This is a genomic window from Thermoanaerobacterium sp. RBIITD, assembly GCF_900205865.1.
Taxonomy (GTDB): Bacteria; Bacillota; Thermoanaerobacteria; order Thermoanaerobacterales; family Thermoanaerobacteraceae; genus Thermoanaerobacterium.
In genome coordinates this window covers 655,577-681,237 of the sequence record NZ_LT906662.1, presented here as the reverse complement: position 1 = coordinate 681,237, position 25,661 = coordinate 655,577, and the positions used below count along the sequence as shown (strand labels likewise).

General features: G+C 32.6%; 14 protein-coding genes and 1 CRISPR repeat array (1 of these 15 cut by a window edge). Of the genes, 7 read left to right on the top strand and 7 right to left on the bottom strand.

Features of this window, described 5'->3' with window-relative positions; all coding sequences use genetic code 11:
* A CRISPR array of direct repeats spans nucleotides 1–12,775; the repeat unit is 30 nt; unit sequence ATTTAAATCGAACCATAGTGGAATTGAAAC (it extends 6,485 nt beyond the left edge of the window).
* A 1,048-nt stretch (nucleotides 12,776–13,823) separates the two neighbouring features.
* Nucleotides 13,824–14,615 (bottom strand): glycine betaine ABC transporter substrate-binding protein, encoded by a 792-nt coding sequence (locus CPG45_RS03250; RefSeq protein ID WP_096230609.1) that lies wholly within the window; start codon nucleotides 14,613–14,615, stop codon nucleotides 13,824–13,826.
* Nucleotides 14,608–15,228, bottom strand: a complete 621-nt coding sequence (locus CPG45_RS03245) for a GntR family transcriptional regulator (protein ID WP_096230608.1) — start codon at nucleotides 15,226–15,228, stop codon at nucleotides 14,608–14,610. The genes CPG45_RS03250 and CPG45_RS03245 overlap by 8 nt, the downstream gene beginning before the upstream one ends.
* A 196-nt stretch (nucleotides 15,229–15,424) precedes the next feature.
* On the opposite strand from CPG45_RS03245, the gene CPG45_RS03240 reads away from it, so the two are divergent.
* The 4 genes from CPG45_RS03240 to hepT all read left to right on the top strand — a co-directional run bounded on the left by CPG45_RS03240 (nucleotide 15,425) and on the right by hepT (nucleotide 18,863).
* Nucleotides 15,425–16,990, top strand: a complete 1,566-nt coding sequence (locus CPG45_RS03240; RefSeq protein ID WP_096230607.1) for a ClC family H(+)/Cl(-) exchange transporter — start codon at nucleotides 15,425–15,427, stop codon at nucleotides 16,988–16,990.
* 645 nt (nucleotides 16,991–17,635) lie between these two features.
* On the top strand, nucleotides 17,636–17,953 hold the full coding sequence (locus CPG45_RS03235) for a hypothetical protein (protein ID WP_096230606.1): 318 nt from the start codon (nucleotides 17,636–17,638) through the stop codon (nucleotides 17,951–17,953).
* 57 nt (nucleotides 17,954–18,010) lie between these two features.
* Entirely contained in the window at nucleotides 18,011–18,439 is a 429-nt protein-coding gene (mntA, locus tag CPG45_RS03230; RefSeq protein WP_096230605.1) for a type VII toxin-antitoxin system MntA family adenylyltransferase antitoxin, read from the top strand.
* A 1-nt stretch (nucleotide 18,440) separates the two neighbouring features.
* Nucleotides 18,441–18,863, top strand: a complete 423-nt coding sequence (gene hepT, locus CPG45_RS03225) for a type VII toxin-antitoxin system HepT family RNase toxin (RefSeq protein WP_096230604.1) — start codon at nucleotides 18,441–18,443, stop codon at nucleotides 18,861–18,863.
* Between the two features lie 25 nt (nucleotides 18,864–18,888).
* On the opposite strand, the gene CPG45_RS03220 is transcribed toward hepT, so the two are convergent.
* The 3 genes from CPG45_RS03220 to CPG45_RS03210 form a co-directional block, all read right to left on the bottom strand.
* Nucleotides 18,889–19,887, bottom strand: a complete 999-nt coding sequence (locus CPG45_RS03220; RefSeq protein ID WP_096230603.1) for a hypothetical protein — start codon at nucleotides 19,885–19,887, stop codon at nucleotides 18,889–18,891.
* A 97-nt stretch (nucleotides 19,888–19,984) separates the two neighbouring features.
* Nucleotides 19,985–21,091 carry a M56 family metallopeptidase gene (locus CPG45_RS03215; protein WP_096230602.1) on the bottom strand — a complete coding sequence of 369 codons (1,107 nt, stop codon included), beginning with the start codon at nucleotides 21,089–21,091 and terminating at the stop codon, nucleotides 19,985–19,987.
* Nucleotides 21,092–21,100: 9 nt separating this feature from the next.
* Nucleotides 21,101–21,460 carry a BlaI/MecI/CopY family transcriptional regulator gene (locus CPG45_RS03210; RefSeq protein ID WP_096230601.1) on the bottom strand — a complete coding sequence of 120 codons (360 nt, stop codon included), beginning with the start codon at nucleotides 21,458–21,460 and terminating at the stop codon, nucleotides 21,101–21,103.
* A 215-nt stretch (nucleotides 21,461–21,675) separates the two neighbouring features.
* Here CPG45_RS03210 and CPG45_RS03205 point away from each other — a divergent pair, with 215 nt between their 5' ends.
* Both CPG45_RS03205 and CPG45_RS03200 read left to right on the top strand, forming a co-directional pair.
* The gene (locus CPG45_RS03205; protein ID WP_096230600.1) at nucleotides 21,676–22,254 is read left to right on the top strand and encodes an HDIG domain-containing metalloprotein; all 579 of its coding nucleotides are present in this window, start codon (nucleotides 21,676–21,678) and stop codon (nucleotides 22,252–22,254) included.
* A 114-nt stretch (nucleotides 22,255–22,368) separates the two neighbouring features.
* A complete protein-coding gene (locus CPG45_RS03200) occupies nucleotides 22,369–23,538 on the top strand; it encodes a hypothetical protein (RefSeq protein ID WP_096230599.1) in 1,170 nt (389 codons plus the stop codon).
* Nucleotides 23,539–23,573: 35 nt separating this feature from the next.
* Here the strand turns inward: CPG45_RS03200 and CPG45_RS03195 are convergent, their stop codons facing one another.
* A complete protein-coding gene (locus CPG45_RS03195) occupies nucleotides 23,574–23,948 on the bottom strand; it encodes a DUF4363 family protein (protein WP_231969069.1) in 375 nt (124 codons plus the stop codon).
* Nucleotides 23,949–23,960: 12 nt separating this feature from the next.
* Entirely contained in the window at nucleotides 23,961–24,635 is a 675-nt protein-coding gene (locus tag CPG45_RS03190; RefSeq protein ID WP_096230597.1) for a DUF421 domain-containing protein, read from the bottom strand.
* A gap of 202 nt (nucleotides 24,636–24,837) precedes the next feature.
* On the opposite strand from CPG45_RS03190, the gene CPG45_RS03185 reads away from it, so the two are divergent.
* Nucleotides 24,838–25,659 carry an HAD family hydrolase gene (locus CPG45_RS03185; RefSeq protein WP_096230596.1) on the top strand — a complete coding sequence of 274 codons (822 nt, stop codon included), beginning with the start codon at nucleotides 24,838–24,840 and terminating at the stop codon, nucleotides 25,657–25,659.
* Nucleotides 25,660–25,661 lie beyond the last annotated feature (2 nt).

Here is a 25,661-nt window from a genome sequence, read left to right as displayed (position 1 = left end):
AGATACCAATTTAAATCGAACCATAGTGGAATTGAAACACGAAAGTATCAAAAGGCTATATAAAATACATCTGGATTTAAATCGAACCATAGTGGAATTGAAACTCTATAAGTGCATCTGCACCCGCCACTATTGGTCTGATTTAAATCGAACCATAGTGGAATTGAAACGTTTAATAAAGGACTAGATGATGCAAAGAAAAATTCATTTAAATCGAACCATAGTGGAATTGAAACAGTATTAGGACTTAATCTTGCAGTAGACGGGATAATATTTAAATCGAACCATAGTGGAATTGAAACTCCCTTCAACCTTTGATATTGCTTTACGTAAAACTCATTTAAATCGAACCATAGTGGAATTGAAACATTGTACTGCTAAATTGAATAGTTTTGGCAATGAGAATTTAAATCGAACCATAGTGGAATTGAAACATGAATATAAATATTCATACTGTTATATGAAATATCAATTTAAATCGAACCATAGTGGAATTGAAACGATGATGGTAAGCCGAAATAATAATAACAGAAAGGAATTTAAATCGAACCATAGTGGAATTGAAACCTGGACAGGAAAGCATGATAAGAATGGCAATGAGATAATTTAAATCGAACCATAGTGGAATTGAAACCCATAACTGTTTTTACTGTGTTTATATGGTCGTACCATTTAAATCGAACCATAGTGGAATTGAAACGCATCTTCATTTAATACAACCTTCATTATATCTAAAATTTAAATCGAACCATAGTGGAATTGAAACTCACTCGCCGACAGCACCCCCGCCGTCGGTATGGTCATTTAAATCGAACCATAGTGGAATTGAAACTTACTTAATTATTCTACTGGTAGTACTTCTACTATTATTTAAATCGAACCATAGTGGAATTGAAACGCTAGTGTTACTCGTGTAACTTTAACTATTTTGAATGATTTAAATCGAACCATAGTGGAATTGAAACGCACAAGCAGAATTTACAATACAATTAGTAGAACACATTTAAATCGAACCATAGTGGAATTGAAACTCACTTGCAGTTCTGCTTTTTGGAAATGATATAGCAAATTTAAATCGAACCATAGTGGAATTGAAACTTTGTGTTAGGGTTGATTTCAAATTCTTTTGGGATAATTTAAATCGAACCATAGTGGAATTGAAACATTATTGACAGAATAACAGAATGGATAAATAAAATAATTTAAATCGAACCATAGTGGAATTGAAACTATCTCTGAGCTCTTCTAAGTGCAAAAGATATAATTATTTAAATCGAACCATAGTGGAATTGAAACTCCAGTACTGCAATTCTATGTGCCTTATCCACGCCTTATTTAAATCGAACCATAGTGGAATTGAAACCTCATTGTAGCTATTATGTGTATTTTAGAATCAGCAATTTAAATCGAACCATAGTGGAATTGAAACATGGCAGGCACGCTAGAGAAAATTGGCTTTGACAGGATTTAAATCGAACCATAGTGGAATTGAAACTGTGTCTTGGGCAGCTTTTTGTATAATTGCCACATTCATTTAAATCGAACCATAGTGGAATTGAAACCTTTGTCAGGAGAGAGGATTCTTTCTTATATCTCGCATTTAAATCGAACCATAGTGGAATTGAAACTAAATATCATTAATATCTATATTATCTCGTATCAAAATTTAAATCGAACCATAGTGGAATTGAAACTAGATGCCTCTTTGACTTCTACAATAGCGATAGCCTATTTAAATCGAACCATAGTGGAATTGAAACAGAATCATTTTTAGTGGCAATTACTTGAGCACTATAATTTAAATCGAACCATAGTGGAATTGAAACTTTTCTTTTTTTAAAATATTCAATTAACACACTTCCATTTAAATCGAACCATAGTGGAATTGAAACTTTGATATAGATAGAAAATTAACCGAACATGAATTAATTTAAATCGAACCATAGTGGAATTGAAACTTGACCATGATTTATGCCGACGTGCAAAATAACCTTCATTTAAATCGAACCATAGTGGAATTGAAACGCTATTGCAGATGAGAATGGTAGTACAGTCAATGCAATTTAAATCGAACCATAGTGGAATTGAAACATTTGCCTTAACAGGAATCGCCAAATATCCTCTTGTATTTAAATCGAACCATAGTGGAATTGAAACTAGGATACTCCACAAGTCCTATGCTCTGCGTGCAGTAATTTAAATCGAACCATAGTGGAATTGAAACTCACTCGCCGACAGCACCCCCGCCGTCGGTATGGTCATTTAAATCGAACCATAGTGGAATTGAAACGTTGTCCTTATTTAATTATGCCAAACATAGGAACATCATTTAAATCGAACCATAGTGGAATTGAAACTTTTAAATACTGCTAATACACTCTCGTGTATTCTTCTATTTAAATCGAACCATAGTGGAATTGAAACTTGTCGGGAACATTTCTCCCGACGACATAATACAAAATTTAAATCGAACCATAGTGGAATTGAAACTCACTCGCCGACAGCACCCCCGCCGTCGGTATGGTCATTTAAATCGAACCATAGTGGAATTGAAACGTTGTCCTTATTTAATTATGCCAAACATAGGAACATCATTTAAATCGAACCATAGTGGAATTGAAACTTTTAAATACTGCTAATACACTCTCGTGTATTCTTCTATTTAAATCGAACCATAGTGGAATTGAAACTTGTCGGGAACATTTCTCCCGACGACATAATACAAAATTTAAATCGAACCATAGTGGAATTGAAACTCACTCGCCGACAGCACCCCCGCCGTCGGTATGGTCATTTAAATCGAACCATAGTGGAATTGAAACGTTGTCCTTATTTAATTATGCCAAACATAGGAACATCATTTAAATCGAACCATAGTGGAATTGAAACTTTTAAATACTGCTAATACACTCTCGTGTATTCTTCTATTTAAATCGAACCATAGTGGAATTGAAACTTGTCGGGAACATTTCTCCCGACGACATAATACAAAATTTAAATCGAACCATAGTGGAATTGAAACTTAAATAAATTCCTCCTTATAATTTTTTTTGTAAAAATTTAAATCGAACCATAGTGGAATTGAAACAAATTTACGTCGCAAAAATGTAGTATATGTGGGCATGATTTAAATCGAACCATAGTGGAATTGAAACTCTAATTGAATTTGTTGATTATTTATAAATACAACAATTTAAATCGAACCATAGTGGAATTGAAACATCTTTAATGTGTTTCTTTAAGTAATCAAACAAATAATTTAAATCGAACCATAGTGGAATTGAAACATATATAATTAAGTCCAAAGCAGATTCCTGCTTGAAATTTAAATCGAACCATAGTGGAATTGAAACTTTATGCTGATTGTTACACCCGTTGCTGATGTGCTAATTTAAATCGAACCATAGTGGAATTGAAACATATCATCGAATACGATTAAGGTATAATCTACACAAATTTAAATCGAACCATAGTGGAATTGAAACCATCTTTCAGTACATTTAATAATAATACGATTGTTAATTTAAATCGAACCATAGTGGAATTGAAACGGCATATACAAAGACTTAACAGCCCGATAAACATCCATTTAAATCGAACCATAGTGGAATTGAAACCAGGTTTTGATTTGTTTGGCAAACGTATAAGACATAATTTAAATCGAACCATAGTGGAATTGAAACATATCCGAAGATAAAAAAACAGTTTTGAACGAGTTGATTTAAATCGAACCATAGTGGAATTGAAACTGTCATATTTGCTATTATCATTGTTGCTCCTCCTTATTTAAATCGAACCATAGTGGAATTGAAACTGGACAAACTTACAGAAATATACCCGTCGAAGTCTCATTTAAATCGAACCATAGTGGAATTGAAACTACTGAAATTCCCTTTAGTGAAATAGGTATGAGTGGATTTAAATCGAACCATAGTGGAATTGAAACATCGCCTACCCTCGCTATATGTTCTCCTTCTAATGTATTTAAATCGAACCATAGTGGAATTGAAACTTTTCTTTCATACGCTGTCGTATTATTCCAAATGACCATTTAAATCGAACCATAGTGGAATTGAAACTATTTCAGACTATATTGCAGAACTTAAAAAATACAAAATTTAAATCGAACCATAGTGGAATTGAAACAATTTATACAATGATATATACAAAAATTGTAGAGATAATTTAAATCGAACCATAGTGGAATTGAAACTTGATGTAAAATTGCGTGCGCAGATAATGTTCTGTCGATTTAAATCGAACCATAGTGGAATTGAAACACTTCCTTCCTGTTATTATTATTTTTATTTATATTAATTTAAATCGAACCATAGTGGAATTGAAACGAATGGAACGATGATAAGGCTTTTGAATACCTATCAAATTTAAATCGAACCATAGTGGAATTGAAACGAATAATTTTAATAAGATCGTTGTTATCAGCTTCAATTTAAATCGAACCATAGTGGAATTGAAACATGAGTTTGAACAGGTTGCGTTGATTGTACTGTCTTTATTTAAATCGAACCATAGTGGAATTGAAACACCCCCCTGAAGTGGCAATCGGGTTCCGCTTTAATAATTTAAATCGAACCATAGTGGAATTGAAACGTGTATTTTCGAACATCGTCAGGGACACAGCATCAGTATTTAAATCGAACCATAGTGGAATTGAAACGATGACATATCGAGAGAGTTAGCACCCGAGGATCAGATTTAAATCGAACCATAGTGGAATTGAAACTTCCTAATTCGTATATTGTCATTCTTTTTAGGCTTAATTTAAATCGAACCATAGTGGAATTGAAACTTTTGACTACTCGTAACTTCAATGCTATAAGTTTGGATTTAAATCGAACCATAGTGGAATTGAAACAAAACTCATAGACAATGAAATGGAGGACAAAGAAGGATTTAAATCGAACCATAGTGGAATTGAAACAAAACATTAACAACAAGCTTTGACAAATTCTGTGATATTTAAATCGAACCATAGTGGAATTGAAACGAAGTTCAAGGGAATATGTATTTACCAGGCTCTACAATTTAAATCGAACCATAGTGGAATTGAAACTTATATTCTCTTTTTAATTCCTCTAATGTTGTACAAATTTAAATCGAACCATAGTGGAATTGAAACAAAATAATAATAAGGAGGTGATTGAATTGATGTTAAATTTAAATCGAACCATAGTGGAATTGAAACGCAGGAATTTCACCTGCTAAAAACCTTGCCCTGTTAATTTAAATCGAACCATAGTGGAATTGAAACTTTTGTACTTGATGTATTAACCCCATTACCGCAGTTGATTTAAATCGAACCATAGTGGAATTGAAACTAATGTATGGATTATATTGGATTTATCTTGAGGAACATTTAAATCGAACCATAGTGGAATTGAAACGTCGTACTCTCCGAACTGCTCCTTGCAGCTCTCGCAATTTAAATCGAACCATAGTGGAATTGAAACGTGTTTGCAAAGTGTTTTAAACCTTCTGCGGGGTCGATTTAAATCGAACCATAGTGGAATTGAAACAATTTTAAGTAATTTTATTTATTACGTTAGCAAAATATTTAAATCGAACCATAGTGGAATTGAAACACAAAAAAAGTATGTATCTTTATCATCACCACAAATATTTAAATCGAACCATAGTGGAATTGAAACGTTATGAAAGTAAGTTGACTATAAAAGAGATTCTTCATTTAAATCGAACCATAGTGGAATTGAAACTTGTACAAGAATAATCTTCCTAGCCAGTGTTGATCGATTTAAATCGAACCATAGTGGAATTGAAACACAGGTCTTTTCTACATTAAAGAAGATGACGGGAGTATTTAAATCGAACCATAGTGGAATTGAAACGTATAATACGGACTGATTAGGATGTTCGTAGTCGTATTTAAATCGAACCATAGTGGAATTGAAACGTTGAATGCACCATCTCATGGAACAACGTACTGTAAATTTAAATCGAACCATAGTGGAATTGAAACGATACAAGGCAAAAATGGAGTTTTTGTATCATTCCCATTTAAATCGAACCATAGTGGAATTGAAACCAAGTATGTGTTTTGAGGCAGTAAAGTAAATTGCATGATTTAAATCGAACCATAGTGGAATTGAAACCCTGTTTATTTTTTTATTAATTTTCCTTGACATTCAAATTTAAATCGAACCATAGTGGAATTGAAACTTTAGCAATAAAAGGATGTAAAGTTGGCTTTTATCGGATTTAAATCGAACCATAGTGGAATTGAAACATTTTTTAGTTCTTCTTTTGTTTTTATAGGTTTTATGATTTAAATCGAACCATAGTGGAATTGAAACAGGTGGATCAAAAGCATGTGATAACTCATATTTTTCATTTAAATCGAACCATAGTGGAATTGAAACTCTCTCACAAGGATTGCATAAGCATCTTCTTCGGACTATTTAAATCGAACCATAGTGGAATTGAAACTATAGGTAGACTAAAAGTTTCTAATACAACCTTACAAATTTAAATCGAACCATAGTGGAATTGAAACTAATTGGACTGCCAAACAATATTGATACAAATACATATTTAAATCGAACCATAGTGGAATTGAAACGATACTGAAGGAAATAATAATGTAATTGATGTAGATATTTAAATCGAACCATAGTGGAATTGAAACGTCAGGCCGCTGCTTATCTTGTGGTTCCCGTAGTAAATTTAAATCGAACCATAGTGGAATTGAAACTTTGGCTTAGGCATACTATTATCACTCCTTGTTTATGGATTTAAATCGAACCATAGTGGAATTGAAACGCCATAATGTATTTCACAAATTCACCTTTTTGAAACATTTAAATCGAACCATAGTGGAATTGAAACTTAAAATTTTTTAGAAAATAAAAAAGGCTTTTTGTAAATTTAAATCGAACCATAGTGGAATTGAAACTTGGAACTTGCAGCAACAAATGTGGACGCAAATGAAATTTAAATCGAACCATAGTGGAATTGAAACCTCCCTTTATGTTCTATCAAATACATAATCCTCGTTTATTTAAATCGAACCATAGTGGAATTGAAACACAAAACGATTCAGAGAGTTAGTATTGCAAGGTAAGGATTTAAATCGAACCATAGTGGAATTGAAACTTAAGTCTTATTAAAAAACATTTAACTAAAGACGAAATTTAAATCGAACCATAGTGGAATTGAAACAGACCAAACGTATGTATAGTCCTGACAGACGGTTATATTTAAATCGAACCATAGTGGAATTGAAACGTACAAAGTGTTGAAAAAGCATGAATATGGTTCTTTATTTAAATCGAACCATAGTGGAATTGAAACGAACTTTACGTAAACGTGATGGACTTTACCGCTACAATTTAAATCGAACCATAGTGGAATTGAAACTGCTCAGTTTCATATTCTTTGTTAAATATATATTCTTATTTAAATCGAACCATAGTGGAATTGAAACATAAATTTTTGAGCTTCACTAGCGGTTAGTTCTGATGATTTAAATCGAACCATAGTGGAATTGAAACTGTGCATCACCTTCTCTGTCAATGATCCCTTTAAGCATTTAAATCGAACCATAGTGGAATTGAAACGCACTGCAGAGAAAAGAACACGAAATACGTCCGCAAATTTAAATCGAACCATAGTGGAATTGAAACATGATATCGGCGACGAACTCGCGGAACGGCTGGCGCATTTAAATCGAACCATAGTGGAATTGAAACTAAGTATCTCAGCTATCCAGTCTGTTTCTGTCAATGTATTTAAATCGAACCATAGTGGAATTGAAACTGTGTTAGGAGTTGTCAACTCATTATCAGCAATTTTATTTAAATCGAACCATAGTGGAATTGAAACCATTTTGTTGAACCAATAGCAACAAATACAAAAATAATTTAAATCGAACCATAGTGGAATTGAAACAGACCAAACGTATGTATAGTCCTGACAGACGGTTATATTTAAATCGAACCATAGTGGAATTGAAACGTACAAAGTGTTGAAAAAGCATGAATATGGTTCTTTATTTAAATCGAACCATAGTGGAATTGAAACCCACATATGACAGGAAATCCTAATTCTGAATATTGAATTTAAATCGAACCATAGTGGAATTGAAACTCAATGTTCATTGCAGCTTCAAGTTTACTGCCCATCAATTTAAATCGAACCATAGTGGAATTGAAACGGGCACATAACAAGTGCGTTATAAGGCTTGCCATCAGATTTAAATCGAACCATAGTGGAATTGAAACTTATTAGACAGATGGACAGACTGGCTTATAAAACAGCATTTAAATCGAACCATAGTGGAATTGAAACCTAATTTATTTAATACTAATTGATTAAAGTCTATAGATTTAAATCGAACCATAGTGGAATTGAAACTCAACAGGAGCAGTCATAAGCAGCTTTTCAAGTCCAATTTAAATCGAACCATAGTGGAATTGAAACCTTTATAAGTTACAGGCCGGTAAACAAAGCTATAGCATTTAAATCGAACCATAGTGGAATTGAAACACAAAGAGTGCTATCAGTACACGGTTTATAACAATTAATTTAAATCGAACCATAGTGGAATTGAAACGCAGAGGATTCAATATTGGCATTGATTGATGGTGAATATTTAAATCGAACCATAGTGGAATTGAAACTCGTTATTTAATTGTTCTGCTTGTTTTATTTTTTCTGATTTAAATCGAACCATAGTGGAATTGAAACGAACTTTACGTAAACGTGATGGACTTTACCGCTACAATTTAAATCGAACCATAGTGGAATTGAAACTTTTTATGCGGTGCAATCAAGACTAAAAAAATGAAAATTTAAATCGAACCATAGTGGAATTGAAACCCGATTCCGGGTGGTGATATTCATTTTGCAAGTTTAGATTTAAATCGAACCATAGTGGAATTGAAACAAAATTCATTAACTTCTTTAGTAGAATATGGTCCCCATTTAAATCGAACCATAGTGGAATTGAAACTAGTTATATATCAATTCCAGTGACCTTTTTGAATATTATTTAAATCGAACCATAGTGGAATTGAAACACAAAGAGTGCTATCAGTACACGGTTTATAACAATTAATTTAAATCGAACCATAGTGGAATTGAAACGCAGAGGATTCAATATTGGCATTGATTGATGGTGAATATTTAAATCGAACCATAGTGGAATTGAAACTCGTTATTTAATTGTTCTGCTTGTTTTATTTTTTCTGATTTAAATCGAACCATAGTGGAATTGAAACGAACTTTACGTAAACGTGATGGACTTTACCGCTACAATTTAAATCGAACCATAGTGGAATTGAAACTGCTCAGTTTCATATTCTTTGTTAAATATATATTCTTATTTAAATCGAACCATAGTGGAATTGAAACATAAATTTTTGAGCTTCACTAGCGGTTAGTTCTGATGATTTAAATCGAACCATAGTGGAATTGAAACTGTGCATCACCTTCTCTGTCAATGATCCCTTTAAGCATTTAAATCGAACCATAGTGGAATTGAAACGCACTGCAGAGAAAAGAACACGAAATACGTCCGCAAATTTAAATCGAACCATAGTGGAATTGAAACATGATATCGGCGACGAACTCGCGGAACGGCTGGCGCATTTAAATCGAACCATAGTGGAATTGAAACGTATCTAGCCCCTTGGATACATACTACAACATATAAATTTAAATCGAACCATAGTGGAATTGAAACCAGTACGTTCAAGGGCTTGACCTAACTCTGCTGTAGAATTTAAATCGAACCATAGTGGAATTGAAACTGATGACCTTGTAATCGCACTTGCATTGGCAGTACAATTTAAATCGAACCATAGTGGAATTGAAACTGATTCCGTCAATGTCAACACTGGCTGCCAGCCCAAATTTAAATCGAACCATAGTGGAATTGAAACCGTGTCAAGCACATAATCCTTCTTTGCCTTGTTTTGAATTTAAATCGAACCATAGTGGAATTGAAACTTTTCTCGTATTTGTTCATGCTGCTCATTAGCCTTTATTTAAATCGAACCATAGTGGAATTGAAACAGACTTTCTTACCCTGTACAGATTGTCATTGGCTGGCATTTAAATCGAACCATAGTGGAATTGAAACAAAGTAGATATTCTTGATGTTTCTGTCTGTACTTGTATTTAAATCGAACCATAGTGGAATTGAAACGTTGTCGTAAGATCTAATATTCCAGTGACATTTGCAATTTAAATCGAACCATAGTGGAATTGAAACAAATTATCATTCAATGAAAACACAACATTAAGTTTTTATTTAAATCGAACCATAGTGGAATTGAAACTTTGAAAAAATACTATTGCTATTAGGTTGTTGTAATATTTAAATCGAACCATAGTGGAATTGAAACTGTATTTATTTCAATTATACCATTCGATAATCCAATAAATTTAAATCGAACCATAGTGGAATTGAAACCTTGTCATTATGTCTGAGGCTACTCATTTCTTTATAATTTAAATCGAACCATAGTGGAATTGAAACATATTAATAATTATTGTAGCTATTATAGGGTTATATGATTTAAATCGAACCATAGTGGAATTGAAACTTTCTTGCTAGTTCAATATCCACCTTTTATCATTGTGATTTAAATCGAACCATAGTGGAATTGAAACGTGACTTATGGACGGTAATTGCATAAGCCAACATTACATTTAAATCGAACCATAGTGGAATTGAAACCAGTGAGAACGGAACGGAATCTTTAACGAAAGGAATTTAAAATTTAAATCGAACCATAGTGGAATTGAAACGTGGAAATATATTTGGTATTTATATGCAAAAAGTAAATTTAAATCGAACCATAGTGGAATTGAAACCCTTATTTTTATTAGGCATATCGGCTATGCCTGAAGATTTAAATCGAACCATAGTGGAATTGAAACTATTTTTTAGGAGGTTTTAAGATGAACATAAAATATATTTAAATCGAACCATAGTGGAATTGAAACTTGGCTGTAAGGTTAGAAGGCAGGAGGTAAAAAGGGATTTAAATAGAACCATAGTGGAATTGAAACGGCTATGGAACGACCAGCAGCAGGCAATAACATACAAATTTAAATCGAACCATAGTGGAATTGAAACAGTTCTATTCGTGCAAGCCTGGTGCGGTCTATTCCGATTTAAATCGAACCATAGTGGAATTGAAACTTTTTCACCCAGACAATCCCCGGCTTTTTCGGAAAATTTAAATCGAACCATAGTGGAATTGAAACCTGTCATCAACTGAATTATTAAGCTGTGTATTAATCATTTAAATCGAACCATAGTGGAATTGAAACTTTGAAATGGCGACAACAAATGTAGGCGGTGACGCATTTAAATCGAACCATAGTGGAATTGAAACGCTTTATCAGCCAGAGCAGTTATATTCACGAATCAAATTTAAATCGAACCATAGTGGAATTGAAACACCAAAATTCTTAACCAATAAATGATATAGACTATTATTTAAATCGAACCATAGTGGAATTGAAACTCATATGCTCATCACAGCTAATATTCATTTCCTGACGAATTTAAATCGAACCATAGTGGAATTGAAACAAATATGACTGAACACTGCTGTTGACTTCCTGGAACATTTAAATCGAACCATAGTGGAATTGAAACCTTTTGAATTGTTTGCAATTTGACACCTTGTGGCAAATTTAAATCGAACCATAGTGGAATTGAAACTTTCGAAATTATGTTAATCGTGCTGAATCTTGGGGAATTTAAATCGAACCATAGTGGAATTGAAACTTATCAAGACAAACTATTTATGGGGAATATTATGCTAATTTAAATCGAACCATAGTGGAATTGAAACTCTTTTTTTTTCTTTTTCAGCCTTTTTTTCTCTCTTATTTAAATCGAACCATAGTGGAATTGAAACCACCTGCCTTGTAACACACATAAAAAAAGAGCCCGTATTTAAATCGAACCATAGTGGAATTGAAACTAGCATGATTGTTCATGTCTACAGGTTCATCAAGCAATTTAAATCGAACCATAGTGGAATTGAAACAATTATAGGCTTATATGCTATATTCATTTTAATTTCATTTAAATCGAACCATAGTGGAATTGAAACGAAATAATACCATTTACAACATTTATAAGTAAATTAATTTAAATCGAACCATAGTGGAATTGAAACTTTCTAAAATTTATTATGTTTCCATCAACGGTATAATTTAAATCGAACCATAGTGGAATTGAAACTGGCCAAAAAGACAAACTACACAAAAAACGGCAATGAATTTAAATCGAACCATAGTGGAATTGAAACGTAGAATTCGTCGCCTTCTGCATTCGCTTGTTTTTCATTTAAATCGAACCATAGTGGAATTGAAACGCTGAATTGTTCCTGTCGGTCCCATACGTTGTTTTGATTTAAATCGAACCATAGTGGAATTGAAAGATAGAAATCCTTTCCTGTGTCTAAACCTCGAATACCATTTAAATCGAACCATAGTGGAATTGAAAGCTGGATTTAGCCTTTTTAGATTTTTAAAATGGTTACATTTAAATCGAACCATAGTGGAATTGAAAGTCTATCATGCCATTAGGCGGTACAATATCAGTAATCTATTTAAATCGAACCATAGTGGAATTGAAAGGCTTTAAAGCAGCTGCAGCAGGAATGGACGATTGGGGATTTAAATCGAACCATAGTGGAATTGAAACGTTAAAGACATCATAAATGTACCTGAAAAGGGCTTTATTTAAATCGAACCATAGTGGAATTGAAATGCTTTATCATATAAATCAAGTGATAATAAATCTTTTTAATGAATCCATAAATTAAGATAAAAAATCATCGATTTTAAGAAATATGATAAAATAAAAATATGAAAAAGGTATATTCACCAGAGTTTAAATCCAAAGTTTTACTGGAATTTTTGAAAGAAGAAAAAGACCTTATCTCAAATCGCATCAGAAATGAGGTTAATCCATCTCTTTTAAGTAAATGGTAAAGAATAGCCTTAAAAAATCTCCCTCGATTATTCGAGAGAAATGACAATAAATTAAAAAAAGAGAAAAGTTCAACAGAAGGAAAGAGGATGAAAGAAATAAGACGAATAACAACAAAATTGGAGTAGCTCAAAAAAAATCTGGAATCATTTCTCATGCGTGAGGAGCGATTGCTTTACTGAAACCAGACAATAAAAAGATTTCAATTGCTGAACAGGTAAATTTATTAAACCTTAATCTGTACAAGTATTTACTACAAACTATTAACGCAATCCGAAGAAGACATAGTAATAAAGGGCCGAATTGATGAGATCTACACACAATGTACTTTTATATGGTTATAAGCGTATTACAGCCCAGACCCAGCTAAGATGGGAAGGAATTAAGGTTAACTACAAGTGTATACAAATAGAGTTACCATTCGTATTAGAAGCTGCTGAATGAGCATTACGAATAATGATAAAGAGATACTAGTACTTCAGGCTCAAAAAAAAGCAAAATGAGTGCGCATATGGTAGAAATACTCTGGAAAAAGCAAATTAAAGATTCAATATTTAATTACCAATATATTATAATTTAGGAAGGAGGTAGTTTTCCTAAAAGCCGATAAAAATCTGTCTTGACAAAGGAGGTTATCTAGGCCGTTTATGGGGATCCAGCTAGAGGCACGCAAAATTTACTTGATATACAAAAGGAATTTGAAAAGTTATTTGATGATTCAATAAAAGTATAATACGCAATATAATATGTTGAACTTCTATCTATTTACTTTTTTAAAAAAATAGGGGCGGTCCTTTTGAAAATTATGACCGTCCGTTGTTTATTGTTATTTGATTAGACCTTTTGATTTTAGGAAATTATCAGCTACTGTTTTTGGATCTTCACCTAGTTTGTCAACTTTGTAGTTTAATTTTCTCATTGTTTCATCATCTATCTGCCCAGCAAGCTTATTTAATACGCTTTCCAATCCTGGATGTTTTTTTAGTGTATCATTTCTTACGAGCGGTGCAGCATAGTATGGTGGGAAGAAGTTCTTGTCATCTTTAAGAACTATTAAAGTAAAGGCTTCAAGCATCCCATCTATTGAAAAAGCGTCAATTACATCGACATCTCCCTTTTGTATAGCGGGGTATCTTAAACCTGAATCCATGCTTTTTACAGATTTAAAATTGATATTGTAAGCTTTCTGCAATCCCGGATATCCGTCAGGTCTTTCTGTAAATTCCATTGTGCTTCCCAATACTAAGTTATCTGAGATTTTTGTAAGATCTGTGATAGACTTAGGGTGGTATTTTTCTTCTACAGAAGGTGATACCGCAAGTGTGTATGTGTTGTTGAAACCTATTGGTTCTAGCCAGTCTAGATTGTATTTATCATTAAAGTCTTTCTTTATTTCATTGTATACTGTATCTGCGTTGTTTTGTGACGGCTTCTTTAAAATGTTAACAAGTCCTGTACCCGTATACTCTACGTACATGTCAATACCGCCAGATTTTAATGCATTAAAAGCTATGTCAGTACCGCCGAGGTTTAATTTTCTTACTACTTTTAAATCAGTATTTTTTTCAATTAATGTTGCAAGCATGTTAATCATATAAATAAAAAGAAGACTAATCATTGTACAAAAAATGTTTAGTCTTCATTGGAACATCTCCATCGCCTACGATTACGAGTATGTCGCCGAACTTTATCTCGGCATATGGCCCAGGTGATAATATGATCTTATCACCTCTTCGTATACCTATTATTGTGCCGCCAGTATTTTGCCAGAAGTTAAGCTCTGACAATGTTTTTCCTATAGCCTTTGTGTTGCTTTTTATTTCAATTTCAAAAGGATTGAATGGATTTATGTTTTTAAGACTCACTGTATAATCTATTATTCTATCAATTATAGATGACAAATCGTCATCTAATCTCTTCTTAATCTTTATTAGCTTTTCAAGCTTTTTTTGAAGCTGTTCTAATGATTCGGTTTCGTTGAACCTATCTACATATTTATAAGCCAAATCTCTTGATTTTATGATTATTCCACTCCCATGCAATACTGAAACAACACCCATATCCTTCAATACTGTAATAGCTCTTCTTATCGTCTCAGGCGATACATTGTATAGTGCAGCAAGTTCAGACCTGCCATAAAGCTTCTCGCCTTCTTTTATATCGCCATTTATTATTTTTCTTGCAATATCAAGTGATATCTGACGATATTTTGGCTTTTCAATTGTTGCCATAATAAAGCCTCCTGTTTAAAATTTGATTAAATTATATATTATAATGCATGTTTAGTCAATGAAGCATTGTAATGGCTCTAGCGTCCTAATTTTAGATAAACGACGAATAAAACAATAGAACTGACTCGATATTCCATACTTAACTTATGAATGTATTTGATGTATAATTTTTTATGAAACCATGGGAGGTAGTCATATGAACGGAAATAGTCATATATACGAAATATTTAAAAATAGAGAAAACTTCAAAGAGAGATTAGTAGTAGAAGGAATTGTTGTAGGTATATTCACAGGACTTATTGTATCTCTTTTTAGATTTATATTAGAAAAGGCTGGTACATTCATATTAATTTTATACAAATTTTTAGATAACAGGATTTACTTGATACCTATATGGCTTGTATTTTTAATCGCATTAGGTCTATTTGTAAATTATCTGCTGAAGTTAGAACCTATGATAAGCGGCAGCGGTATACCACAAGTGGAAGGAACAATCATAGGTTATTTTAAATTAAACTGGTTGAGAATATTAATACTTAAGTTTATAGGTACAATATTGATGATAAGTGCTGGATTATCATTAGGACGTGAAGGTCCTTGTGTCCAACTTGGCGCTTCTATAGGACAAGGTGTCAGCAGGTCATTTAAAAGGCTTCGTTTTGAGGAAAAGTATCTTATTACATGTGGTGCTGGCGCTGGATTAGCAGCAGCATTTAATGCACCATTAGCAGGTGTAATATTTTCACTTGAGGAACTTCACAAAAATTTCTCTCCGCTTGTTCTCGTATCGTCAATGGTGGCGTCACTTACTGCGACGTACATCACTGACACTTTTCTCGGACTTAAAACAGTATTTGGCATTACCAATTTGCCTATAGTTCCGTTTTCTCATTATGCATACCTTATGGTGCTGGGAGTGATAATTGGGCTTGGTGGCATTTTATTTAATAAAGCGCTTTTAGAGTCACAGGATATCTACAATAGATATGTAAAAATACCACAATTGAAGCTTATTATTCCGCTAGTTTTATCAGTTGTTATAGGATTATTCATACCGGCAGCACTTGGTGGTGGTGAAAGCCTTGTAAATAAGATTAGCAATGCAAATTTGGGCTTGAAATTTGTCTTGGTAATGCTTTTGGCAAAATTTTTATTCACGATGGTAAGCTATGGATCAGGAGTGCCAGGCGGCATATTCATGCCTCTTCTTGCGATTGGCGCTTTAATAGGCAATGTGTATGGAATAATAACAATAAACATTTTTAATATCGATCAATTATATTTAAAAGACTTTATTGTTTTGGCTATGGCGGGATATTTTGCTGCCGTTGTTAGAGCTCCTATTACAGGTAGTCTTTTAGTTACTGAAATGACGGGCTCATTTAGCCATTTGCTTGCACTAAGTACTGTATCAATAACATCATACATTGTATCAGGATTATTAAAAAACATGCCTATCTATGAATCACTGCTTAATAGGATAATAAAAAATATTAAAAAAGCAAATATAGATAATTATAATGATGCTAACAAAATCTTGTTTGAGATACCTGTTGCCGTTGGTTCTTTTATAGATGGGAAAAAGTTAAAAGATATAGAATGGCCGTATAACTGCCTTGTAGTGGGTATAAAAAGAGGAGGAATAGAAATTATTCCTAAAGGAAATACAAAGATCCTATCTGGAGATTATATTGTTTTGCTTGCTGATGAAGATGATGTAGTCGACATTAAAAACAATATTAGAAAGATGACTGAGATATGAGAAAAAATGCCAATAGATTTTTATTGAGGGTTGTAAGATCATTTAAAGCATTTTCCAGGTAGATTTTTAAGTAAATATCTGCAGACTTTTTCACTTGGCAGATTAAAGGACTTCATGATTGCATAAGACATGTTTTTTCTAAGATTATCCATATTGAGACATTGCTGCAACAGCATTAAGGGGAATATTGGGTATAATTAATTGATTTAAATTCGGGACAGACTTTTGACATCAATAGCAATGATTGAAATTCTGCCTGAAACTATCCAAATATCTGATAGATTTCATTTAATTTTTAAGAAATAAATTAATCTTAAGTCAGTCATAATAATACATAATATTTCATTTTTTGTAAGTATAAATAATCTTTATTAATGTTAATTGCTTTTCACCAAATTTACGGAAGAACCACTTTTAGCATAACATAAACAAGTATAAAGTATTATGATAGCAAGTACTCGATATTAAATAAAAAGGTTGCACTGAACTATGTGGGATATAAATATCATTATCTCAACGTCAACAAGTTCATCTATTACCGTTGTTTCCGATCTATGTGGAATATAAATTTTTAATTATACAAATTGTATATTTTATATTAAAGTTATAAAAAAGATAAAATATTGTAAAGGTTGGAACAATTATATGATATATCAACGAGCTGTGTATATTTTTAAATTTTCCGGAGAGAAGGATTTTATTGGGATAGCACATGACGTGCAAATGTACAGTGGGTTTTTCAGGCTTTATGCTACGGATAGGCCCCGTTCAATCGAGGGAAAGGTTATATCAGAAGATGAGGAGGGATTTGTATTTACGTCAAGTGGATATATGGAAGGGGAATGGCAACATATAAAGTCAAGAAAATTTGTTTGTCTTAAGACTTGCATGATAAAATTTCAACTAATAATGACAACAAATTTATTGATTACACACAAGGAAAATGATAAAATTAGGTTGTAAAAATAGATATGAAAATTAAGAATTTTGAAATAATACTATGTTTAGGGAAGTGTTAATTTGAGCGAAATAGATGAGAAATTACTTTTTGACAATAATGATGAGATTGAGGCAATAGCAAAAAAATTCAATTTAAAGCTTTTAATTTTGTTTGGCTCCTATGCAAAAGGCTTAAATCATGAAAACAGCGATATAGATCTGGCCTTTGAAAGCTATGAGGTATTATCATACGATGAAGAGATGAAATTGCTTTTAAATTTATCTTTATATTTTAGAACCGAAAAAGTGGATCTTGTCAATATTAAAAAGGCTGATCCATTGCTTTTGTATCAGATTGCAAAATATGGGAAGCCTCTTTACGGCTCATCAGAGAATTTTGTGGAATTTAAGTGTTATGCATCTTTCAGGTATGCCGATACTCAGTTTTTAAGAGAGCAAAGGAGACAGTATCTGAGAAAAGAAATAGATAAATTGTTGAGGGGTGAATAAAATGGGTGATACATTTCAAGTGATACAAGAAAAATTAGTTAGAATGTTAGAACATATAAATGAGTTAAAGCAGTTGTCTTCGTGTACATACGAGGAATATGTGCATGACATTAAACTGAAATATGCTATTGAAAGGTTATTGCAATTAATAGTAGATTTAGCTTTAGATATAAATAATATGATTCTTGCGTATTTAAAAAGACCGCCTGCTTCGGATTATTTCAATTCATTTATTGATTTGAGTGAAGCTGGAGTTCTGGATGTAGATTTTGCAGTTAAGATTGCTCCAGCTTCTGGTTTAAGAAATAGACTAGTACACCAGTATGAAAAAATTGATGATAAAATTGTGTACAACAGTGTCAAGATGGCAATAGAGGATTTTAGCAAATATGTGGATATAATAAGCAGGTACATAGGCGTATGAGAAGCCATGCTGATAATTGTTAGTTTCATTCTTTAACTCTTAAAGTAAATCTTTGACTTGCTTCTATGTTGAAAGATAAAAGGTTTTTTCCGTCAAATTTATTGAAAGGACTACATACGCTATAGCTAATAATCTCATACAATCCTGGTTTATCGGGAGCAGTCAATTCCATTTTCCCTATTCCTGTACTGCCTTTTGGAAGTTCCAGTAATAAATAAGGTTTATTATTTATTAAGGCTTGCTTGTATCCAATGGTTGTCAATAATAAAACTTGACTGTTTTCCTTCGCAGGAGGGGAAGAGACGTTATAGATTAATTTAAACTTTTGATTTGGTTTTACTGTGAAAACAACTGGAGGATTAGGCAAGATTTTCGTTTTAAGTATGCTATAATCATAGTCTTGGTTTAACGTATAATTATAACTGGATTTAATAAGATTTTTTGGTACTTCGAATTCTTTTGTGTTGTCAAAATTAATATTTTCCGAACTAAAAATAATATCTTGAATTGTTGCACTTCCATACCAGTCTATGGTTTGATTTAAGTCAGATGAGTGTAAATCCGGGGCAATACAAAAAGTTATAAGCAATTTGTGAGATCCAGACTTAGTCAAATTTTGAGGAAGATATAATGGCAGTTCAATTTCATAGCCATCATCTAAATTAAAAATATATTTTTGGTCAAATTTTCCATTTGAATTTATTTTAAATTTTATTTGTTCATAATCATAATAGACATTCATTATAAACTTTCTGTCTTTTCCATTATTGTTAAACATAACGGTAATTGGCTTGGTTAAATCAGAAATATATAATGTGTGATTTGCTTTGTAGCTATTAGGATCGTTTTTTATACCTGTATTAAAACTATTTTCATTATAAACATTTATTCCTATGCTACTAGGAAAATTTTTATATTTTGAATTATCCCATTTATGAATTCTATTAATATTTTTATTGAAACTGCTACAACCAGATAAAATAATAATTACGATAAAAAATAGAACTGTTAATCTTTTTTTCATCAAATTTATCATCCTCGTTTCTATTTAAATATAACAATTTTTTAAAATAAGATGTGGAAGAAAGTTCCCACATCTTAATATGAAGAAAATTATTTGTTTATTGTGATGGGGCAGAAATTGATGTTTCTCCTTCTATAAGAAAAGGCATGTCAGTGTGAGATTGAGGTGTTACTTCCACTCCACCACTGGGTACAGAGATTGATGTTTCTCCTGCCACAGAAATGACTTCATCTGTGGCATATGCCATACCTGTGCCAATTATTGCTATTAGCAATGTTATTAAGATTGCAGATATGGCTACCCATCTTTTCTTTTGCTTGTAAGGTGAGTTTTGTTCGCCCAAAATCTTATTTAACCTCCTTTCCAGCTGTTTCTGCTTATCACTGAATGCGGAAAACAGCTTGACATTTTGATTTGCCACATTCCAGAGCACATTTAGTATTAACTCACAATATCGCCTCCTTTCATAGCTGTCCATTGATTTTACAACACTTTCGTCACATGAGAGTTCACAATGATTTTCAATGTCATGCCTTGCAATATATGCCAAAGGGTTAAACCAATGGAGTAAATTAATGAGTAAAAATAAAATCTTTAGACATGGATCATGGCGCTTCCAGTGGGTAAGTTCATGAAGATAAATATGTTTCAATTCTTCTTTGGTAAATTCAATGTCAGGCAAAACGATGCGAGGCTGAAAAATGCCATACAGAAAGGGTGTAGTCATGCAGGAAGAGATGTATATTTTTATGTCTTTTGTTATTAACATTTCTTGCTTACATTTTGAAAGTACATTTAAAGTCTTAGTATCATTGGTCAAACGGCACATGCTTGAAATATGTTTGTATTGGCTATAATTCTGAACAATAGTTATAATTGTCGCTACCATTGTTCCTGCCATCAATATATATGGGATATAATCAAGGTAAAGCGATAATGCGTGTATTTCATGTCTTGATGTAGCGATACTATTGACAGTAGGATTTATAAACCAAGATAAGTATTGTGCAAAGCTCAAATTAAGCCATGATACCAACCTGTGATATGGTATTAGGAAAAACATGTACATAAATATGTAACTGTAATAATGCCAGGCTGAAGTAAGATATTTAAAAGTAAATAGACTTATAAATTTTAAAATCAAATATAATCCTCCAGCCACAACTGACATTATAAGCAGTTGATTATAGATTATTTTAATCATAAGTAACACCTACTTTTTAAAACGTTTCATTAGGCTTTCAATGTCTTCCAATGTTATATCGCCATTATCACATAATGAAGATATGAATCCTAATACAGAACCTTTATGGACATCTTTTATAAATTGCTTTATTTCAAAATTACGGTATTCCTGTTCAGTAATGCAAGGCTCATACTGGTTAGCCTTGCCTATTCTGGTTGCCTTAAGAATTTTTTTTCTAATTAAGCGAGTTAAAAAAGTAATCACTGTGTTCTGTTTCCATTCCGCTGCCTCAGGCAGATTTTTAATTATTTCAGAAGTTGTTACAGGATGCCCGGCAGCCCAAATATACTCCATTATCTTTTTTTCAGAATCTGACATTCTTTGCATCGTCTCAAGATACTCCTTTCGAATCTACACGATGTAGTTTAATTTCATTCTACAGCGTGTAGATTAATTTGTCAATATGTTTTTTATAAATATAAATTTCAGCTAATGTCGTAATTTGAGAAAGAACATAATAGATTCATATAATTTTGATAATATGCTACAATATGGTATAATTCTATTTAAAAATAATATTATACGAAAGAGGGTATTGCATTATGGAGAATGCTTTAATAAATAGGGATGAAGCATATGCTTTATTAAAGGAGTACAATAAAAGCGAAAGCCTGATAAACCATGCATTGGCTGTTGAAGCAGTTATGAGGCATTTTGCTGAGCTATTTGGTGAAGACAAGGAAAAATGGGGCATCATAGGGCTTCTTCACGATCTAGATTATGAGATGTATCCAAATGAGCACTGCAAAAAAGTAAGGGAAATTTTAGAAAGACATGGATGGCCTGATGATTATATTCATGCAATAGAAAGCCATGGTTGGAAGATCTGTACAGACGTAGAGCCAGTACATAAAATGGAAAAGGTTTTGTACACAATTGATGAATTGACTGGACTCATTACTGCGACAGCGCTTATGCGCCCCAGCAAAAGCATACTTGATTTGGAAGTAAAATCTGTAAAGAAAAAATGGAAGCAGAAAAGTTTTGCAGCAGGAGTAAATAGAGACGTTATAGCAGAAGGTGCAGAGTTATTGGGTATGGATTTAGATAAGGTAATCGAAGAAACTATTATAGGCATGAGAGATGTGGCAGATGAGATAGGCTTAAAGGGAAATATATAATGTGCTTAATTTTCTTGATTTAAATATTTTGAAAATTTTTGTTGATTAAATTATGCTAAAGTGGTAAAATATAGTTGATTGAAAATTAACAAGCATAGTCAAGGAGGGGTCCTATTGAAAAAGTTCATATCAATCTTTCTTGTAACGATGATGATTGCTGCTATTCCTGTAATAGGCTTGGCAGCGCAGCCCGGTTCCAACTACATGACAAGACAAGAATTTATAAATGATTTAATAAAAGGAGCCGGTATCAATTTAGGTGGAAAAGATCTTTCACAATACGTTGTTGACAACCGTATATTAGAAGGTGACGGAAAAGGAAATTTGATGCTTTCAGAACCTATTACGTATGAACAGATAGCGACGATATTAAGCAGATTTTATGGGCTGTCTATGATCGACGCACATCAGGTAGAAGGGTCTGAATACGTCTATGCCTTAGAAGAAGGTTTGATTCCTCAAGATGTTCTGCTGAATAGGAAGGTTACGGTGGATGAAGGGCAGCAGATATTGTCAAAGATATTCGACAGTTACAGCAAAGTCAAAGATATGATAGATGGCAGTAAGAATACTACAGTTAAAAGCGGCAGTTTAACTGGGAATATGAAAATTGCTGTTGGCTTTAACAATGGTGTGGCATCGCCATTTGACACAGTTTCTGCGCAGGTATACGCTGATTTCAATTTAGATCAGGGGATCCATGAAGTAATAGGCATGACTATTCCAAATGCAGGTTCGATGAACGTAGAAGAGTACATGATGGGCGACAAGGTTTATGTAAAATCACCGGATGGTCAGTGGAGTTATATAACAGTTCCCGGCATGTCTAACATCACGAACTTGGAGAAATTGCAGCAACAAAATAATCTCTTCAGCAAAGACGTACTTTATAGGTATGCAGGAACAAGCTATTTAAACGGCAAAACAGTAAATGTAGTATATGCATACACTAAAATTACAGATATGTCAAAAGTCGATGATTTGATAAAAGCTCTTGGGTTTGGAAATATCTTAAATGGTATGACCTACAGCGATTTAGTTGATGGAGTGTATGGAAAATGTGTCTATTATATAGACGCAAATACAAATCAGGTGAATCAGCTTGATATGATTTTAAAAATCACTTATAAGAAAGGAGCGAAGGTTGGAGGAGTCGAGATGCCGTTAAAATGGGAAATGGTAAGCGGCTCTATGGTTTACTCAAATGTTAATGAAAATGTCAATGTGGTGTTGCCTGACGATGCTAAAAACGCCAAAGAATTGACAGTTCCAGCACAAAATTAATTGTGTATGCTATAAAGACCCGGGAAACCGGGTTTTTATAGTATGTTTTCAAAATTGAGTTTTTCGTTTGACGGTATATGACTGTACAATTCTTTTAAAGTTTGCAATTCTGCCAGACTAAGGTCTTTATTCTTTGTGTCGATGAAGCTTTTAAGTTTTGATAAGCTCATGTCTATATCATCAATTTCCCTATGTTCGATTAAAATTGCCCATTTGCTATTTGTTTCATGCCAGATTTTTTCTAAATCATTTATATGCTTTTTAGCACTATTCCAATTATTATTAGATATATCTTTTTCAATATATGTCAATTTTTGATCTATATTTTTGGATGTCGTGTCGAGATATTTATATGATGATATATCTATCAAAACAATAAATACGACAATTATTACAATTAAAGGAATCACGTATTTCAACAGTTATCCCTCCTTCTTGTATACCGTTAAAACTTTATTAGGATCTATTGAAGCGAGTATTACATTATTAATATTATTAACATTCCACATTTTTAATTGATCATTAAGCCATTTCATATCAATATTTGCTTCATCCATATTTTTATTTATAATTTTGCCGTCTATTATTATAGGTAATGGAAGTCCTTCATATTGTGGAGTCAAGTTCAAATCATTTGGTGTTACGGGCCTTCTATCAACTTTTGGTATTACGCTGAGACATCCATTGGTTTCCAAAATAGCATATTCTACATCAGCTATATTCGGATAACCCATAACGCGTAGTTCCTCTAAAAGGTCGTTAATATTATATCTCTCTTTTTGTAGTTGCGATGTCAATATTTTGCCTTTATCTATTAAAACTGTAGGTTTTCCGCAAATCATTGCACGACCATGTAGACTTTTCATCGATATATATGATAAAAAAAGCTGTGATATAAGCAAAGTTAAAATCGGTATGATACCCGTCAAAAGAGGTATCCCCTTATTCTGCATTGGGACAGCCACCAAGTCTGCGATCATTATAGCTACGACTAATTCATATGGTTGCAGCTGTCCAATCTGCTGTTTTCCCATTATGCGCATAACAACTACAACCATAAAATAAAGGATTAATGTACGAAAAAAAATTATAAGCATAATTACATCCTTTCTTTTAATATGTCATAAATATATTTTGGGACTATAATTTTAAAATATACATAAGATATACATTGTTAAATATTCAAATTAAAATGTAAAATTTTCAGTGTTAACGTTTTATAGTCAATTATGATATAGTATGTAAATTTACAAACTGTTATAATATAGTATAGAAAATAAAACATAGGGGTTGAAATATATGTGTAAATTATTCGTAACGGATGCTGATGGGAGCCTTTTAGACAAAAACAATAAAATATCTGAAGCAAATATTAACGCTATAAATGAATTAAGGGCAAGGGGTATTATTTACACAATTGCCACGGGTAGGATGTTTTCATCAATATTACCATACGCAATGGAGCTTAAGGTGAATGCGCCTGTCATATGTTTCAATGGTGCCTTAATAAAGGATGTATACACAAAAAAAGTATATTTTTATAACCCTATACAGCCAGATGACGCTTTATATGCCATAAAGATATTAAAAGAAAATGGCTATCATGTGAATCTCTATATAGATGATAAATTAGTCGTAGAGGAGATTAATGATAGAGTTAACTGGTACCTTTCCTTTAATAAGGTTACAGTAGATGCAGTTGGTGATCTTGCTGAATACATCAAAAAAACTGGCAAGGGTACTGCAAAAATTTATGCTATAGGAGATATTAAAAACCCCGCACCCATAGAACCAGACGTTTATGATGAGTTGTGTAAAAAAGTATCAGTATCAACATCTGGCGGTGGGCATTTAGAAATAAATGCGAAGGGTGTAAGTAAAGGTAATGCATTAAAAACACTTGCTAATATGTATGATATAAAACGGGAGCTTGTTGCTGCTATTGGTGACAATCTAAATGACTTGTCAATGATAGAATATGCGGGATTTGGTATTGCAATGGAAAATGCACCAGAGCTTGTAAAAATAAAAGCAGATTTCGTTACAAAGTCAAATAATGATGATGGTATAGCATTTGCGATAAATAAGATATTCAAGAGAAGACAAATTATGGCTGTATAATA

Excerpts from the sequence above, each read along its gene's own strand:
- CPG45_RS03250 (WP_096230609.1), bottom strand. The coding sequence starts at position 14,615 with ATGATTAGTCTTCTTTTTATTTATATGATTAACATGCTTGCAACATTA.
- CPG45_RS03245 (WP_096230608.1), bottom strand. The coding sequence starts at position 15,228 with ATGGCAACAATTGAAAAGCCAAAATATCGTCAGATATCACTTGATATT.
- CPG45_RS03240 (WP_096230607.1), top strand. The coding sequence starts at position 15,425 with ATGAACGGAAATAGTCATATATACGAAATATTTAAAAATAGAGAAAAC.
- CPG45_RS03235 (WP_096230606.1), top strand. The coding sequence starts at position 17,636 with ATGATATATCAACGAGCTGTGTATATTTTTAAATTTTCCGGAGAGAAG.
- hepT (WP_096230604.1), top strand. The coding sequence starts at position 18,441 with ATGGGTGATACATTTCAAGTGATACAAGAAAAATTAGTTAGAATGTTA.
- CPG45_RS03220 (WP_096230603.1), bottom strand. The coding sequence starts at position 19,887 with ATGAAAAAAAGATTAACAGTTCTATTTTTTATCGTAATTATTATTTTA.
- CPG45_RS03215 (WP_096230602.1), bottom strand. The coding sequence starts at position 21,091 with ATGATTAAAATAATCTATAATCAACTGCTTATAATGTCAGTTGTGGCT.
- CPG45_RS03210 (WP_096230601.1), bottom strand. The coding sequence starts at position 21,460 with ATGCAAAGAATGTCAGATTCTGAAAAAAAGATAATGGAGTATATTTGG.
- CPG45_RS03205 (WP_096230600.1), top strand. The coding sequence starts at position 21,676 with ATGGAGAATGCTTTAATAAATAGGGATGAAGCATATGCTTTATTAAAG.
- CPG45_RS03190 (WP_096230597.1), bottom strand. The coding sequence starts at position 24,635 with ATGCTTATAATTTTTTTTCGTACATTAATCCTTTATTTTATGGTTGTA.
- CPG45_RS03185 (WP_096230596.1), top strand. The coding sequence starts at position 24,838 with ATGTGTAAATTATTCGTAACGGATGCTGATGGGAGCCTTTTAGACAAA.